This is a genomic window from Bacteroidota bacterium (genome assembly GCA_016706865.1).
GTDB lineage: Bacteria > Bacteroidota > Bacteroidia > Chitinophagales > BACL12 > UBA7236.
On record JADJIS010000002.1, the window covers coordinates 1155153 to 1170613 of the forward strand.

12 protein-coding genes, 1 tRNA gene and 1 pseudogene are annotated in these 15461 nt (G+C 35.4%); 10 read left to right on the forward strand and 4 right to left on the reverse strand.

What is annotated here, in order from left to right; translation table 11 throughout:
* Positions 1-136 precede the first annotated feature (136 nt).
* From IPI31_07990 to IPI31_08005, 4 genes are all read left to right on the forward strand, one after another.
* Positions 137-325 carry a helix-turn-helix domain-containing protein gene (locus tag IPI31_07990; protein MBK7567757.1) on the forward strand — a complete coding sequence of 63 codons (189 nt, stop codon included), beginning with the start codon at positions 137-139 and terminating at the stop codon, positions 323-325.
* Between the two features lie 10 nt (positions 326-335).
* Positions 336-1073, forward strand: a complete 738-nt coding sequence (locus IPI31_07995) for a hypothetical protein (protein MBK7567758.1) — start codon at positions 336-338, stop codon at positions 1071-1073.
* A 349-nt stretch (positions 1074-1422) separates the two neighbouring features.
* Positions 1423-2100 carry a hypothetical protein gene (locus IPI31_08000; GenBank protein MBK7567759.1) on the forward strand — a complete coding sequence of 226 codons (678 nt, stop codon included), beginning with the start codon at positions 1423-1425 and terminating at the stop codon, positions 2098-2100.
* A gap of 20 nt (positions 2101-2120) precedes the next feature.
* Positions 2121-2504: a hypothetical protein gene (locus IPI31_08005; protein MBK7567760.1), complete on the forward strand. Its 384-nt coding sequence runs from the start codon at positions 2121-2123 to the stop codon at positions 2502-2504.
* 490 nt (positions 2505-2994) lie between these two features.
* On the opposite strand, the gene IPI31_08010 is transcribed toward IPI31_08005, so the two are convergent.
* Positions 2995-3066 (reverse strand) — tRNA-Glu (locus tag IPI31_08010).
* Between the two features lie 640 nt (positions 3067-3706).
* On the opposite strand from IPI31_08010, the gene gap reads away from it, so the two are divergent.
* The 4 genes and pseudogenes from gap to IPI31_08030 all read left to right on the forward strand — a co-directional run bounded on the left by gap (position 3707) and on the right by IPI31_08030 (position 8767).
* Positions 3707-4714, forward strand: coding sequence for a type I glyceraldehyde-3-phosphate dehydrogenase (gene gap / locus IPI31_08015; GenBank protein ID MBK7567761.1), 1008 nt, complete (start codon positions 3707-3709; stop codon positions 4712-4714).
* A gap of 233 nt (positions 4715-4947) precedes the next feature.
* Positions 4948-6145: pseudogene (locus IPI31_08020) on the forward strand (phosphoglycerate kinase).
* A 574-nt stretch (positions 6146-6719) separates the two neighbouring features.
* Positions 6720-7550 carry a ComEC family competence protein gene (locus tag IPI31_08025; GenBank protein MBK7567762.1) on the forward strand — a complete coding sequence of 277 codons (831 nt, stop codon included), beginning with the start codon at positions 6720-6722 and terminating at the stop codon, positions 7548-7550.
* Positions 7535-8767, forward strand: a complete 1233-nt coding sequence (locus tag IPI31_08030; GenBank protein MBK7567763.1) for a ComEC/Rec2 family competence protein — start codon at positions 7535-7537, stop codon at positions 8765-8767. The genes IPI31_08025 and IPI31_08030 overlap by 16 nt, the downstream gene beginning before the upstream one ends.
* 31 nt (positions 8768-8798) lie before the next feature.
* On the opposite strand, the gene IPI31_08035 is transcribed toward IPI31_08030, so the two are convergent.
* From IPI31_08035 to IPI31_08045, 3 genes are all read right to left on the reverse strand, one after another.
* Entirely contained in the window at positions 8799-10445 is a 1647-nt protein-coding gene (locus tag IPI31_08035; protein MBK7567764.1) for a serine hydrolase, read from the reverse strand.
* Between the two features lie 74 nt (positions 10446-10519).
* Positions 10520-11329, reverse strand: a complete 810-nt coding sequence (locus tag IPI31_08040) for a helix-turn-helix transcriptional regulator (protein ID MBK7567765.1) — start codon at positions 11327-11329, stop codon at positions 10520-10522.
* Between the two features lie 242 nt (positions 11330-11571).
* Positions 11572-13107: a glycosyltransferase family 39 protein gene (locus tag IPI31_08045; protein MBK7567766.1), complete on the reverse strand. Its 1536-nt coding sequence runs from the start codon at positions 13105-13107 to the stop codon at positions 11572-11574.
* 932 nt (positions 13108-14039) lie between these two features.
* On the opposite strand from IPI31_08045, the gene IPI31_08050 reads away from it, so the two are divergent.
* Together IPI31_08050 and rsmH are read left to right on the forward strand one after the other, a co-directional pair.
* Positions 14040-14495: a division/cell wall cluster transcriptional repressor MraZ gene (locus IPI31_08050; GenBank protein ID MBK7567767.1), complete on the forward strand. Its 456-nt coding sequence runs from the start codon at positions 14040-14042 to the stop codon at positions 14493-14495.
* Positions 14492-15439: a 16S rRNA (cytosine(1402)-N(4))-methyltransferase RsmH gene (gene rsmH, locus IPI31_08055; GenBank protein MBK7567768.1), complete on the forward strand. Its 948-nt coding sequence runs from the start codon at positions 14492-14494 to the stop codon at positions 15437-15439. The genes IPI31_08050 and rsmH overlap by 4 nt, the downstream gene beginning before the upstream one ends.
* Positions 15440-15461 lie beyond the last annotated feature (22 nt).

Sequence of the window (15461 nt, forward strand, 5' to 3'; positions counted from 1 at the left end):
AAAAACAACTAATTAAAAGCAAATCGGAAAATAACCCAACAAATTGTTCATAAACCGATATAAAAAATCGGAGTAGATAATTTATACTTTTTAATTTTGTATTATTAATTTAACCAATTATATAATTTTAAACTGTATGCAAGAATTTATTACTTCTAAAGAAGCCTGTGAGTTTTTAGGAATCAAACCACCTACTCTTTATAAGCTAACAAGCAATAGAGCAATTTCATTTTATAAACCAAATGGAAAAATGATGTATTTTGATAAAGGTGAACTTGAAGAATATATTACAAGACATCATTACCCAAGTATTACAAATATTTGATGTGATTATAATGACTGAAAGGTTTAAAATTCCACTAGAGCTAGGCAACTATGTAATTTCAAATTCATTGATAAAACCTTTCAAGTTGTATCTTATTTTAAAATCAAGGTGCAGTGGTCAAATCAAATTGGACACAGCAGATTTTGAGCAACTTGCAACTATTCTCGACTACAAGTCTATTAAGTCGATAAGAAACAATTTAACAATACTTATTAAACTCAATTGGGTAGGATACAATAAAAAATCAGGTTTGTATTTTGTTAGGGGTTTTGATTATATTCGTAAAAAGCATCAGTTTAATAGACGAACTGCAATATTTTTGGAACTGTCACAAATTATTTATTTGCAGGAGTTATTACTAGCAGGTTTAATTACGAAGTTAATAAAGAATCGTATCAGGGATATTATCAAAAATGTGGATTGCAAAGGAAGGCGATCCAACCAAGCATTTAGAAATATTCCTGATTTTTTTCCAATTTCGGCATCATATCTTGCCAAGATTTTAAACATTTCAATAAATAAGGCATTCCGTATAAAGCGGTCTGCAGCTGCATTAAAATATATTACAATCCAACCTAATCTTATTAGTACAAAGTTTGCAATTGGCAGCAAATTATATTTAAACAAACTAGAGTATCCAGAAGCAAACAAAGTAAGGGTGAAGAAGGGTTTTTTGGTTATTCAAGAGTGTGATTTGGTTAAGGCAAATATACCCTTAGCTGTTAGGAAAAAAATAGAATCATATTAGGGAAGGTTCTTAAGGTTTACTAATCCTTGATTATCAATACCCTGAAATCAAAAGGTGATTTTGCTTACTTTTCAAATTGCACGAGGTCGGTCTTTACTCAAATCTACACCCCTTTTTAAAAGTTTACTACTATTTCCTACATTTGCTAAATCTTATTGGCGTTCCTATTCCGTTACTCGAATCGACTAAATTCATACACAAACGGGAATATGGGTGCACTACGTTACGGCGTGGGCATTCTATTTCGTTTGTGCGCTTTAGTCGAGCGTGAGTAATGAATGGTTTGCTTCACGCCGATTAATTTGTAAACTACCTGACCGAAGCATAGGGATAAACTCATTCTTAGCTTATGAAAGCCTTATTATTATTCATAATTAGTATTTTTTTTACATCGCATCTATTTTGTCAAGATATTATAGTCAAGAAAGATGGAGAGGAAATACAATGTACTGTAAAGGAAGTTGGAATTTCGGAGGTAAAATATACTCCTGTTGGCGCTGAAAGTCCTGTATTTGTAATTAATAAGGCTGATATATTTATGATAAAATACAGTTGGGGAGAAAAGCAAGTCTTTTCAACTGATGATGAAGTTTTTAAGACGGGTAAGATAACGCCTTCACATGGTTATATAAATATGTTATACTTTTCTTTTTTCACGGCTCCTGGGTATGGATATATAGTTGGTTTTAGCGATGCAAGCGGAGTGCAGGTAAATGATTATTTTGCAATAATGTTTGGCGTTGGAATGGATTTTTATGGAGGAGAAATTTTGATACCAATCTTTGTTAGTCCAAGAGTTAATTTTATTACTGGACAATTCACACCTGATTTTTCTTGTGATATAGGCTATTCTTTATCGGTTTATGATACTGAGTATAGCAGTGGATTGATGTTAAACCCTAAGATAGGTTTTAAAGCTTATTTAAGCCCTAATATAGCTTATGCAGTCGCCATTGGTTTTAAAAGGCAATTTATAGATAACGGAGGGAATAATTTTATTTCTTTACAAACAGGATTCCAATTCTAAACTAAAAGAAATAAAAAATTATGGAAAACAAAATTAAGCAATCACTAATCCGATTACAGGAAAATTGCATAGCTATTAAACCTAAATTAATAAATGTTGGAAGAGAAAATAAAGAGTTAAATCTGTGTTTAATAGTTCCCGATGATATTGATATGTTTGAAGACTTACAAATAATTTCGGCATCGTTGACGAACAAGGATACTAAAATAAAATATCTGAACAAAGGGGATAATTTTTTATTGGAAATAGGAGATATTTCTTTTTATATAACATTGAAAGAGCCGCTAAATAATATAGGAGAATATTGGAAAGAGGGAAGCGTATTTGATAGCATATCTGTTTCATCTTGCAACGAAACTGGAGAGCTTGTGAGGTTTCCTGTTTCATTAAGCCCTACTATATGAGATGTACGAAGATTACATTTAAAGTATTCAAAAATAGACGGTAATGGAGTTGAAAATTTATGATGTAGTAATAAATTTGTTGGTCTAAATCTTTGGTCGTAATAAAATATTGTATGTTTTGACATATATAAATGTACAAAACATAATTTAAAAAAGGCTATTTTTCGCACTGGGTCACGCAAAACCAACCCTTTAGCCTTTATTAAAAAGAAGAAGTAGTTTTTAGGGTATTTAATTGTTAATATATGTAATAGGTATATGTTGGACTAACCCGCCTTAATTGCCCCCCCGCGTCTAAAGTCGAAAATACCCCTCCATGAGTTAATCCTAAATGATTTAATAGTTGAAGGAATTATAAATTTAAAGATATTTAGGTAATCGAAACCAAGAAACTTTGCAGTTTTTATAACCTTTTGTCACCCATGTGTCACCTACAAATTAAAAACCCCTGTAAACTATTGATTTACAAGGGTTTATAAGCATTGTTTTGTAGCCCGTAGGGGAATCGAACCCCTGTACCAAGAATGAAAATCTTGTATCCTAACCCCTAGATGAACGGGCCATATTTTTGTCGCAGTGAAAAGAACGTTGCTTTGGAGTCGAACTCCGGGAATCCCTGCCCTCCTGCGTCAGAGCAGGCAGGAACCCCTGTAACAAGAATGAAAATCTTGTATCCTAACCCCTAGATGAACGGGCCATATTTTTTGTCGCAGTGAAAAGAACGTTGCTTTGGAGTCGAACTCCGGGAATCCCTGCCCTCCTGCGTCGAGCAGGCGGGGAACCCCTGTAACAAGAATGAAAATCTTGTATCCTAACCCCTAGATGAACGGGCAATATTCTGTGTCGCAGTGAAAAGTACGATGCTTTGGAGTCGAACTCCGGGAATCCCTGCCCTCCTGCGTCGAGCAGGCGGGGGAACCCCTGTACCAAGAATGAAAATCTTGTATCCTAACCCCTAGATGAACGGGCCATATTTTTTGCCGCAGTGAAAGAACGTTGTTTTGGAGTCGAACTCCGGGAATCCCTGCCCTCCTGCGTCGAGCAGGCGGAGAACCCCTGTACCAAGAATGAAAATCTTGTATTCTAACCCCTAGATGAACGGGCCGTTTTCTCAAAAGAGATGCAAAAGTAGCGCAAAAAAACATTTTGTAAAAGTTTCTGCGAAATATTTATCGCGAACTGGGTAATTTTACAGGATAATTATGAGTAACTATCGCATAGCAATCAATGGATTTGGGCGTATCGGAAGGATTTTCCTTCGGAGGGTCCTCGAAAAAAATAATGTTGACGTAGTGGCTGTCAACGATCTTACCGACGTGGAAACCCTCGCTCATCTCTTCAAATATGACTCTATTCACCGCAAATTTAGCGGAGAAGTGCATATAGAAGGCGGTGATCTGATCGTAAATGGCAAACGTATCAAGGTTTTTGCGGAAAAAGACCCGGCAAATCTTCCCTGGAAGGATATGAACATCGATCTGGTGCTCGAATCATCTGGACATTTCCTCGATATGAAATCGGCAATGTTGCACGTTGCATCGGGAGCAAAAAAGGTATTGTTATCGGCACCACCCAAATCCCCCGACATAAAAACCATTGTTTTGGGTGTTAATGATGCCATGCTTCTGAAAGAGGATATCATCATCTCCAATGCCTCCTGCACCACTAACTGTGCCGGGCCCATGATAAAGGTGCTCCACGAGCAATTTGGCATCGATCACGCTTATATCACCACCATACACTCCTACACCTCCGACCAGCGCCTGCACGACGCTCCGCACAAAGATCTGCGCAGAGCCAGAGCAGCAGCCCTCAATATGGTGCCAACAAGCACCGGAGCGGCTCAGGCAATTGCGGCTACCTTCCCAGAACTAAAAGGAAGAATTGGCGGAGCAAGTATTCGTGTTCCGGTTGCCGATGGCTCCATTACCGATATTACCTGCACGCTGCTAAAGCCCGCAACAATCGAATCGATCAATGCAGCTTTCAAACAAGCCTCCGAAACCTATCTCAAAAATATTCTTTCATATTCCACCGAACCCCTCGTTTCCATCGATATCGTTGGCGACCCGCATTCCTGCATTTTCGACTCCGAATTAACAGCAGTAAATGGAAATATGATAAAAGTAATGGGTTGGTATGATAATGAGTTTGGATATTCAAGTCGCTTGGCAGATCTTGTGATTAAAATGAAAGAAATAAATATTTAAAGAATATTAAAATGAAAAAATGAAGGAATGAAAGAATGAAGGAATGGGGCATCCGGGCGGAAGTAAATTTTTATTCCAACAAAAAACTACTTCGCGGACCTTACCGCTCTTCCCGTCTTACCGGCCCCCTCATCCGCTATACGAAGACATAGGACATAAGACAAGGAAGTAGGAAATAGGACAAAGAAAGATACACAACAACTAATAATAAAAAACTAAATAGAATAAAATAAATGCGTACCATAAAAGACTACAACTTCAAAGACAAACGCGCGATCATACGCGTTGATTTTAATGTTCCGTTAGATAAAAAAACATTCGAGGTAACCGACGATACAAGATTAAAAGCTGCAATCCCAACAATTAAAAAAGTATTGGAGGATGGTGGTTCTGTTGTTTTAATGTCACACCTCGGAAGACCAAAAGGCGGGCCTGAAGATAAATATTCATTAAAACATATCGTAAAACATTTATCCGAATTAATAGGTCAGGATGTAAAATTTGCTGACGATTGTATTGGTGATGATGTGCGGTTTTAGCATTAAATTTATTGCCCGGTGAAGTAATGTTGCTTGAAAATCTCCGCTTCCATCCTGAGGAAGAAGCCGGCGATAAAGATTTTGCAATTCAATTAAGTGAGTTGGGGAATGTATATATTAACGATGCATTCGGCACTGCACATCGCGCGCATGCATCTACTACCATTGTTGCAGAATTATATACACCCGAAAATAAAATGGCGGGTTATTTATTGGCGGCAGAAGTAGATGCTGCAAATAAAGTATTGAACGATCACGAAAAACCATTTACTGCAATTATTGGCGGCGCAAAAGTTTCTGATAAAATTATGATATTGGAAAAATTAGTGGAAAAAGCGGATCACATCATTGTTGGAGGAGGAATGGCTTATACTTTTATTAAAGCAATGGGTGGTGATATCGGAAATTCATTATGCGAAGAAGATAAACTCGATCTCGCAAAACAATTAATAGAAAATGCGAAATCAACCGGTGCAAATATTTTATTGCCTGTTGATTCAATAATAGCCGATAAATTTGATAATGATGCTGCAAAAGATTCTTGCGTTAGCAATGTAATTCCTGCAGGTTGGATGGGACTCGACATTGGACAAAAAGCAATTAAAGATTTCAGCGATGTAATTCTTGCCTCCAAAACTATTTTATGGAATGGACCCATGGGCGTTTTTGAAATGGAAAATTTCAGCAATGGAACCATCCAAATTGCAAAAGCAATTGCACAGGCAACAAAAAATGGCGCTTATTCCCTTGTGGGCGGAGGCGACTCAGTTGCAGCGGTAAATAAATTTAATTTATCCGACCAGGTAAGTTATGTTTCAACCGGGGAGGGGCTATGCTGGAGTTTTTTGAAGGAAAGACTCTTCCGGGAGTTTTTGCTATTGAAGGCAAGTGATAATTGACAATTGATAATTGACAATTGGGGCTCGTCGATGGGAGGAAAAATAATTTCCTATTTATAACTGTGATATTATAATTGATAGTCGTTTAAATAATCTAAACGACTATTTTTTTTATAAAGTGACTTGGTAAATTTTCTATTTTTCGATTATAACCCTGGTAGACAATTGATTTCAGGCCATAATCGAATTCCCGTTATCAATTATCAATTGTCAATTATCAATTATTCCCGTGTATTTAATTTTAAGCGACTATTTTCAATTTATTTTACACTCCAATTATCGAACTTTAAATCGTATCCGATTAGCATAAAGTAATCTACAATCATTAGGTAATCAGCGTTATTCCTCACTCTACCCAGAGTAAAAATGGTACACGATTAATTCCCATCCCTAGTCGATGTAAAAAATTATCAATTGTCAATTGTCAATTATCAATTAAAAGGCTTTCTTCTTAAATTAATTCTCCTATTTTAGTTGCGTTTATCTCTTATGACAGGATACTGGAACCACATCCCTCTCTTCCGATATTTGGTCCCTTTTGTGTTGGGGATCATAATATCCATTCAATTGCAACTGCAGGCAATGGAGTATGTGTATTGTTTTTTCGGAGTGGTATTTATTTATTTTTTATTTCAGATAATACATAAATTATCCTCTTCATTCCGGCTGCAACCAATGCACGGGTTTTTATTTCATTTGGTATTATTTTTTGGAGGAATATGTATTGTGATTAAGGATACTCCTGTGTATCACGATGATTATTTTATGGTGAATGCAGATAGTATTTCTCTGTTCGAATGTAGAATAAATAAACCTCCGGAGCTTACCGGTAAAAATATTAAATTGTATGTTGATGTTGATTTTTTAATAAAGGATTCTATTTCCACACGCGTTAATGGAAAATCTATTGTGTATATCAAAACCGATACTTTGCATCCGCAAACTTTTAATTATGGCGATATTATTTATATAAAAAATAAATTCGCTGAACCTCAGTCTACAAAAAATCCGGAAGCATTTGATTACAAAAAATATCTGAAGAATTTAAAGATATATCACGTTGCATTTTTAAAGGAAGGAGAGTATAAAAAAACAAATAGAAATGAAGCAAAAACCATCTGGACACATATTTATGGGTGGAAATCTTATTTTATTCGTTTGATGGAGAAACACATAAAAAATGAAAATTCGCTTTCGGTGGGAGTTGCTTTAATTATCGGACAAAAAAGTGTAATTCCAGACGAAGTGCAACAAGCATACGCAAATACAGGCACTATGCACATTTTGGCAGTTTCCGGTTTGCACGTTGGCATCTTATACGTAATTCTCGAGTTTTTGTTTCGTCCTTTCTCCTTTTTTTCACCAAACGCTCTAAAGCTGCTTTGTTTAAAACGGTAATTATTCTTGTAATAATTTGGTTATATGCATGTTTATCAGGTTTATCGGCCAGTGTAAATCGTTCTGCAGTAATGTTCACTTTTCTTGCTTTGGGAAAATTGTATGATCAGCAGATAGATAGTTTTAACATATTATTTGTATCCATGATTCCCCTATTGCTCGACGATCCCTATCAGATTACACAAGTGGGATTTCAATTGTCGTATTTAGCGGTGGGAGGGATAGTATTTTTTCAACCCCTCATATATAATATCTGGAAACCCATTAATACTATTGTAAAATATTTCTGGTCCATGACCTCCGTTTCCATTGCAGCACAAATTGTTACATCTCCAATAGGAATATATTATTTTCATCAGTTCCCGAATTATTTTTTGCTTTCCAATATTGTTGCCATTCCGGTTTCCTTTTTAATATTGGTTTTGGGAGTTGCATTTTTTGTTTTGGGTGCCATTCCTTTTGTTGGCTCAGCCATTGCTTTTTTACTCGATTGGTGTTTGCGTATCATGAATAACTCTGTGATACGCATTGAAAAATTACCCTATTCCGTTACCGATAATTTATATCTTAATACCACTGCAACATTACTGTTATATCTCATCATTATTTTTTTCGGAGCATTTTTAGTGTTGAAAGAAAAAAAATATTTTTTGGGAATGTTGGCGGGTATTTTATTGTGTAGTTTGAGTCTTACCCTGCACAAATTCGAAAACAACAATAATCAGAATATCAGTATCTACAACCTGAAAAAAAACACCGCCATTGTTATCAATAACGGTACTACTGCTTATATATTTACAGATACTGATTCACTTCCCAATTCAGAAGAATATACTTTTCACCTAAAAAATGATTTTATAGAAAATGGAATTAAAGATGCCCAATACATCAATATCAAAACACAAAAAGAATTTACACCCATCACTTCCTTTTATTACCGTTATCCCTTTTTATATTACAACGGAACCACCCTCTATTTTCTCGACAAAGAAACCCGCAACGATTCCGTCCCCAATGCCGAAGTAATTAACTACGTCATCCTCACTCAGGATCCCTTTCTTAAAATTGATTCCACTAACAATCCTTTTCCAAATGCCACTTATATAATAGATAATACAAACAGCTGGAAAAGCAATAATTATTGGATTAAACAATTTGGAAAGATGGAGATACCGGTTTATTCGGTGAAGAGGGAGGGATTTTATAAAGTTGAGTAGGATATTAAATCCGGCAAAACCCTGCGAGCAATCATTTCATCACAGCCGGAATTAAATAGTCCTCCATCATTCTATCAACCTGAGCATGTGCATAGGGTGAGTTATATGCTGTAGATGTAATCAAAATAACTATTGGTTGATCTTTGAAAATAAAGATCTTATTACCACCATTTCCGCTGGAATAATATACCTCATGGTCCGCTCCGTTAACTTTATAGGTCTTATTCCAAAACAGAAACCCATAATATTCGCCTTCGGTAATTATTATTTGTTTTGATAAACTTTTATTCACCCATTCGGGAGTGAGAATTTGATTGCCATTCCATTTGCCGCCATTTTGATATAGTTGACCATACTTTGCATAATCAATGGAGCGCATCTTTAGTCCGCCTGCTGTATTTGCCACTTTTTGAGGAGTGTATTCCCATTTGTAATTTGTAATTCCAAGTGGTTGAAATAATTTTTTATCAGCATATTTTTCCAGACCGTTTGGAACAGATTTATTTATAATATCGCCAAGAATTATTACGCCAGCTGTAAAATAATCCCATCGATGGTTGGCTATTTTCACTGTATCAATTGGCAGATTTAATCCAAATTCAACCCAGTTATTTGTTGGATACATGTTTTCTTCATTTCCGGCTGAATTTTGATCTAGATCAGAACCATCAAAGGGTGAACTCATGGTGAGCAAACTTTGTATTGTAATGCTGTCTTTTAATGGATTATAATTTTGGTAAGATGTTAAGTTGTAATACTCATGAAGCATTTGCAATTCGTTTTTTATATAACCATCATTAATTGCAATACCCATCATTGTGGATGCAAACGATTTGCCAACAGATCTTGTATCGTGTAGTGTATTTCTTTTGGCTCCGTTAAAATATTCTTCTATTAATAGTTTACCGTCTTTTATTACTACAATACTTGTTATGTCTTTAAATGTTTGTGTGGCAATTTTCCTGTTAAGTTCTTCTACCAAATCGGTGTCAAATTGTTCTGTTGAAATTTGCCAGTCTTTGAGCGGTTTTATAGTTTGAACCTGAATAAGTTTTTCGTTTATTTTTATTTCGGTAACAATAACAATTATTTTTCCTTCGGCAATAATGTCTCCTGTTTGCAATTCCGTAAAATTCAAATAAGGTCTGATTTCAATTCTTAGAAGATGTTCTCCGGTAGTTAATGCATCTTGTCCTCCATTAAATAAAAACCTATTCCAAAGAAATCTTCCCCAGGAATCTTCATTAGTAGAACTTATTAATGGAACTCTAAAAACTGTTCTTTCGTTTTTACTTTCAGCACTTCCTGCACCAACGGGCAGATTTTCCACATAGATTTTTTGATCGTCAACGAAAAAGGAAAATTGGTAATTCCCATTATTCGTCAATATATCTGGGCTAAGTTGTGGCGAAAGTTGATGTAGATAATTCGTTAAGGAGTTGCCTAAGAATACCCTGATATTTAAATCGGTGTTTTCTTTAAGGACAAAGGAGGATAAGAAATCGCTTTCTTCACACTTTTCAATAGGAATACTTTGCGCCATAAAAGTAATTTTGCCAATATTTCTTTTATGAATTTCATAAGAAATGCTGTCTTCCTTTACCAGATCAGTTACCTGACAAAAAATATGTACGAACGGAAATTGAAATAGTAGTATTAAAAGATAAGATCTGATCATTTTAATAGTGTAAGTGAACAGCAAAACTACTTTTAACAAATGGATAAAAATAGAATAGAATTAACATGGAAATTTTAGGCCAATATCATTTTCCTGAATTTTTTAGGACCAATTCCATTTACGGACTTGAAACACCGTGTAAAATGACTTTGGTCTGAAAACCCACATTCGAAAGCGATATCTGTTAATGATTTATTTTTAACTGGAAGCAAAGCCAGTGATTGTTCAATTTTTAGTTTTCTTAAATATTCACCCAAATTACAGTTAAAATATTTTGAAAAATCCCGTGACAAGTGCACAGGGTGAATTTCTAATTCTTGGGAGAGATAGTCAAGTGTAAGCCGGTTGGAATGTTCAAAAAACAGTATTTCATTAATTTTTTTCGTCCATGCAGGTTTTCTTATTGTTTCTGTTCGATTCTTGCGAAACATTTCTGCAAGTGATTGTAGTACCAGGGATTGAATTGATAAGGCGGAAATTTCATCTTCTATTTTTGTTTCCTTAAATATTTTATACAACAAAAGTTTTACATCAACATTCGTAATTTTAATACTCCCTTGTAATCTATCTATGTTAAGGTCCAGCTTTTTGAACCATGAAGAATTTAATTCAATATGGAAGCCTCTCGTAAATCCCTCAGGTTTTATGTTGTAGTGAGGTTCCTGCCAATTGTGAAATAATAAACTTCCAGCTGCACAAGTATAAACTTCCTTTTTGTTTCCTTCTATTATGTTTCCTTGCAATACTAAAGTGAAATATGCATTTTCATGATAATGCCAATCTACTTTTTCATGAATATATTCCGTATCAGTTAAGGTCAACCCATTTAAATGAATCGTTTTATTAGTCTCCCCATAAAATTCTCCCGTTCGTAATTGTTTCATAATTGTTATTACCCAAAATTAAATATTTCCGGAATGGGAAGATGTTTTTTTTCAGATCTTAATTTAATTTAACGTTTTGCTTCTAGGGTTACTAAGGGTATCTTGAAAAGTTATATTTATTGGTTTAAGCAATTGGGTAGGATTGGATACTTATTTATTCTGTGAAAATAGAACCTTTTAACAGATGTGTGTTCAGCTGGTTCATTGTTGAGGGATAATTTTACATTTCCGCATGAATTAATTTAATATAATGTTTTATTTATTATAATAATATCTTTATCCTCTATAATAAATTGAGGCAAAATTTGATTGCCATGACTAGCAAAGGCAGCAATCTTGTAACCTTTGCTTTTAAGGGAATCTATTACATCTTTTTCGGGCCACCAAGCATAAACGTTTTGATTCGAATAAAAAAGAGCCTCTACATCTTCCATTGATTTACCATTAAAAATAATATAGCTGCCATTTAAGGTAGTATCTAAGGAACGATATATCTCAGCATTATGTATTTTAATTTTTCGATTGTCCCAATTATAATTTGATAATCCTCTTTCATGGGTTTTTCTGAGTGTTTCATATTTCAAGTTCGTATATACACTAATTGCTATGATCATAAATACTATGACTGTCCCTATTTTTTTACCAGACTTTACAACTAATTTATTATATAAATAATCATAGTTTAATCCTATAATTAGGAGAATAAGAGGGTAAACCATAAAAACGTAAGCCGATACTTTTGTAGTAGCTAATAGAGTAAAAAATACATAAACTGTTAAAATTGATGTCAAGATAATTATCTTAAAATACGTTGGAAGCTTACTTTTTAGAAATAGAATTAATCCTGATATAATTAATGGAATCAAAAAATAGGAAAAATGTTTTGGCAATTCAATGAAATAAAATAGATAATTTCCAGTATGCCCTTCAATAGCTTCCGTTAAATGTTGTTGGTTAAATTGGAACTCATACTTTGCTTCGACAGGATACTCTGTATGAATATAAATTTGCCAGGGAAGCATTATAATTAAGGTAATTATAAGTGTCAGAAATAGCCGTTTAAATTGTTTAATATAATCTTTTGGCCTTTCCATTATTAGAATATTTAAGCCAAATGCTGCGTAGACTAATAAACCCGTTAGCCATTTAACAAGAATGGCCAAACCGGAAAACAATCCAACGAGTATTAACCACTTGTAGTTTTTTGAAGAGTAATATTCAAGTAACGCCCAAATGCTGCAAGTAACATAAAATAGCATTGAAATATCATTATGATCCATACCTATTGCACCGGTAGTTAACTCAATAGAAAACATCGAAAAGCAGAATAATAGGGCGGCACCCATTCCCGCTAAAGGTTTTTTCATTAAATAACCAATTCGTAAAATAATAATGCATAGAAAACTGCATAGTATAGCGCTTGGTAACCTGAGAGCAAACTCATTTATGCCAAATATTTTCATGCTCAGAGCCATTTGCCACATAAACAAAGGTTGCTTATGTAGCCAAATGTGATTTCCCCACCAATCCTGAAAATTATATGGTAACACAGGATCTTCCCGCAATACAGGTAATAAAGGATTCGTAATAAAATTTTTAGCTACAACTGCATGATATCTTTCATCCCAATCATGTAAAAATGGGTCTTGTTGAATGTAATGCATTCTAACAAACAAGGCACTGGAAAACAAAAAGAAATACAGAAGTATATTTCTTTTTGTTAAAAATGCATAAATACTTAGAACTGCTAATAAAATACTTACTAAAAATAACTCCACATTCAAAAATTAATTTACAACAGATTCAACCTGAAAATTGAGTGATAAAAACTACAATTAATATTATTTTTATAATATTGGATTTTAGAATTAAAAATACACATTTTCCTGAACCGCGGGCAATTGATGCGATCGACTTCTTACTTGTTAATTTACTCCATCAACCATTTAAACAGTCAACAGTGTGCAGTGGGCAGTAAGCAGTTTGACGCCATCGAGTCATTCCTCCGAACAATATTTCTTCAACAACTTCAATCCCTTCAACCCCTTAAACAGTCAACAGTGTGCAGTGGGCAGTAAACAGTTTGACGCCATTGAGTCATTCCTCCGGACAATACTCCTTCAACCCCTTAAACAGTCAACAGTGTGCAGTGGGCAGTAAACAGTTTGACGCCTGTCGAGTCATTCCTCCGATCTATACTTCTTCAACCATTTCAACCCTTTAAACAGTCAACAGTGTTCAGTGGGCAGTAAACAGTTTGACGCCATCGAGTCATTCCTCCGGACAATATTTCTTCAACAACTTCAATCCCTTCAACCATTTCAACTCTTCAATCGATGTCATCTTCTAATCCCCTCTTCGAACCCCGACTCAGAACCGCAGCATGTAGTATCTCCGCAGGAGATCTACTACATGCCAGAACACAGAACACAGAACACAGAACACAGAACTCAGAACTCAGAACACAGAACACAGAACACAGAACTCAGAACTCAGAACACAGAACTCAGAACACAGAACACAGAACTCAGAACACAGAACTCAGAACTCAGAACTCAGAACACAGAACTCAGAACCCCCCGCTAACATTTGTGCATAACCCATGTGCATTTCCTGTGCACAAATTTTTTTGGCATCTCGGTGTACAAATGTGTACAAAAGTGTAATAAAAATGATAGGTTTACGTTCAAATTAACACTAAAACCAAAAAATGGCTTTCCTGATCGGTGAATATGAGTGTACCCTCGACGTAAAACAGCGCATTCGTGTGCCTGCGGGACTACTCAGTCAGCTTACAGGAGACGACGCCGGAAAGTTCGTGATAACCCGCGGTATCGACCCATGCCTTTATCTATATCCGCAAAGTGAATTCTACACAGAAATGGACAATGTGAGCAAGATCCAGGAGAATTCGGAAGAGGACAGGGACTATAAGACCCAGTTTTATAGCGGAACCTCGGTTTTGAATATCGATTCTAGCGACAGGATACTGATTCCCAAACTGCATTTATTGCATGCCGGAATTACCAAGGATATCATCATGGTGTGTATGAAAAATAAGGTTGCTGTCTGGAGTATGGAACGTTTCAGCGCAAAATTCATGAAAATGGACGCAACCCAATACCAGCAATTATCAGAAAAAGTGAGAAGTAAATATGGTATATGAGTGCAACATACCACATACCCGTTCTTTTACATACAAGCATTGAAAATCTGATCACAGATCCGGATGGAACTTATGTGGATGTCACCTTTGGCGGTGGCGGACATACAAGGGAGATCCTAAAAAATCTCGGAAACAAAGGGAAACTCTTTTGTTTCGACCAGGATGCAGATGCCGAAAAAAATTACATCAACGAGTTCAGCGCTAACGAACAAGTAACCTTCATCCCGCAGAATTTTCGCTACATGCAGAAATTTCTGCGGGTGCATGGAGTAACACAAGTAGATGGAATTCTTGCAGACCTCGGTGTAAGCTCCCATCAATTTGATGAAGGAGAACGCGGATTTTCCGTTCGTTTCGATGGTCCCCTCGATATGCGCATGAATAATAATCAATCCATTTCCGCATACGATGTAATTAATAATTATACGGAAGATCAGTTGAAAAATATTTTCAGCCTTTATGGTGAAGTGCGAAATTCAAAACAACTCGCACACATCATCGTGAACGCAAGAACAAAAATGAAACAAAACGGCGGCAGAGGAATTACAACAACCGGTGAATTAAAAAATATTGCATTAACGGTTGTAAAAGGAGAACACAGTCCGTATTTGTCAACCGTTTTTCAGGCAGTAAGAATAGCAGTAAATGACGAAATGGGAGCACTGCGCGAAATGCTCGAAAGCACAACACAATTATTAAAACCGGGCGGAAGATTAGTAGTAATAAGTTATCATTCCCTCGAAGACAGAATGGTAAAAAATTTAATAAAAACAGGAAGTGTTTTAGGTGAAAACGAAGGCGATATCATGGGAAGAAAAATAATCCCATTTAAATCACTAACAAAGAAACCAATATTACCTGAGGAAATGGAAATTAAAGAAAATCCAAGATCACGAAGTGCAAAATTAAGGGTGGGAATTAAAAATGAAGGAATGAAAGAATGAAAAATGAATTTTCACCCGAAAC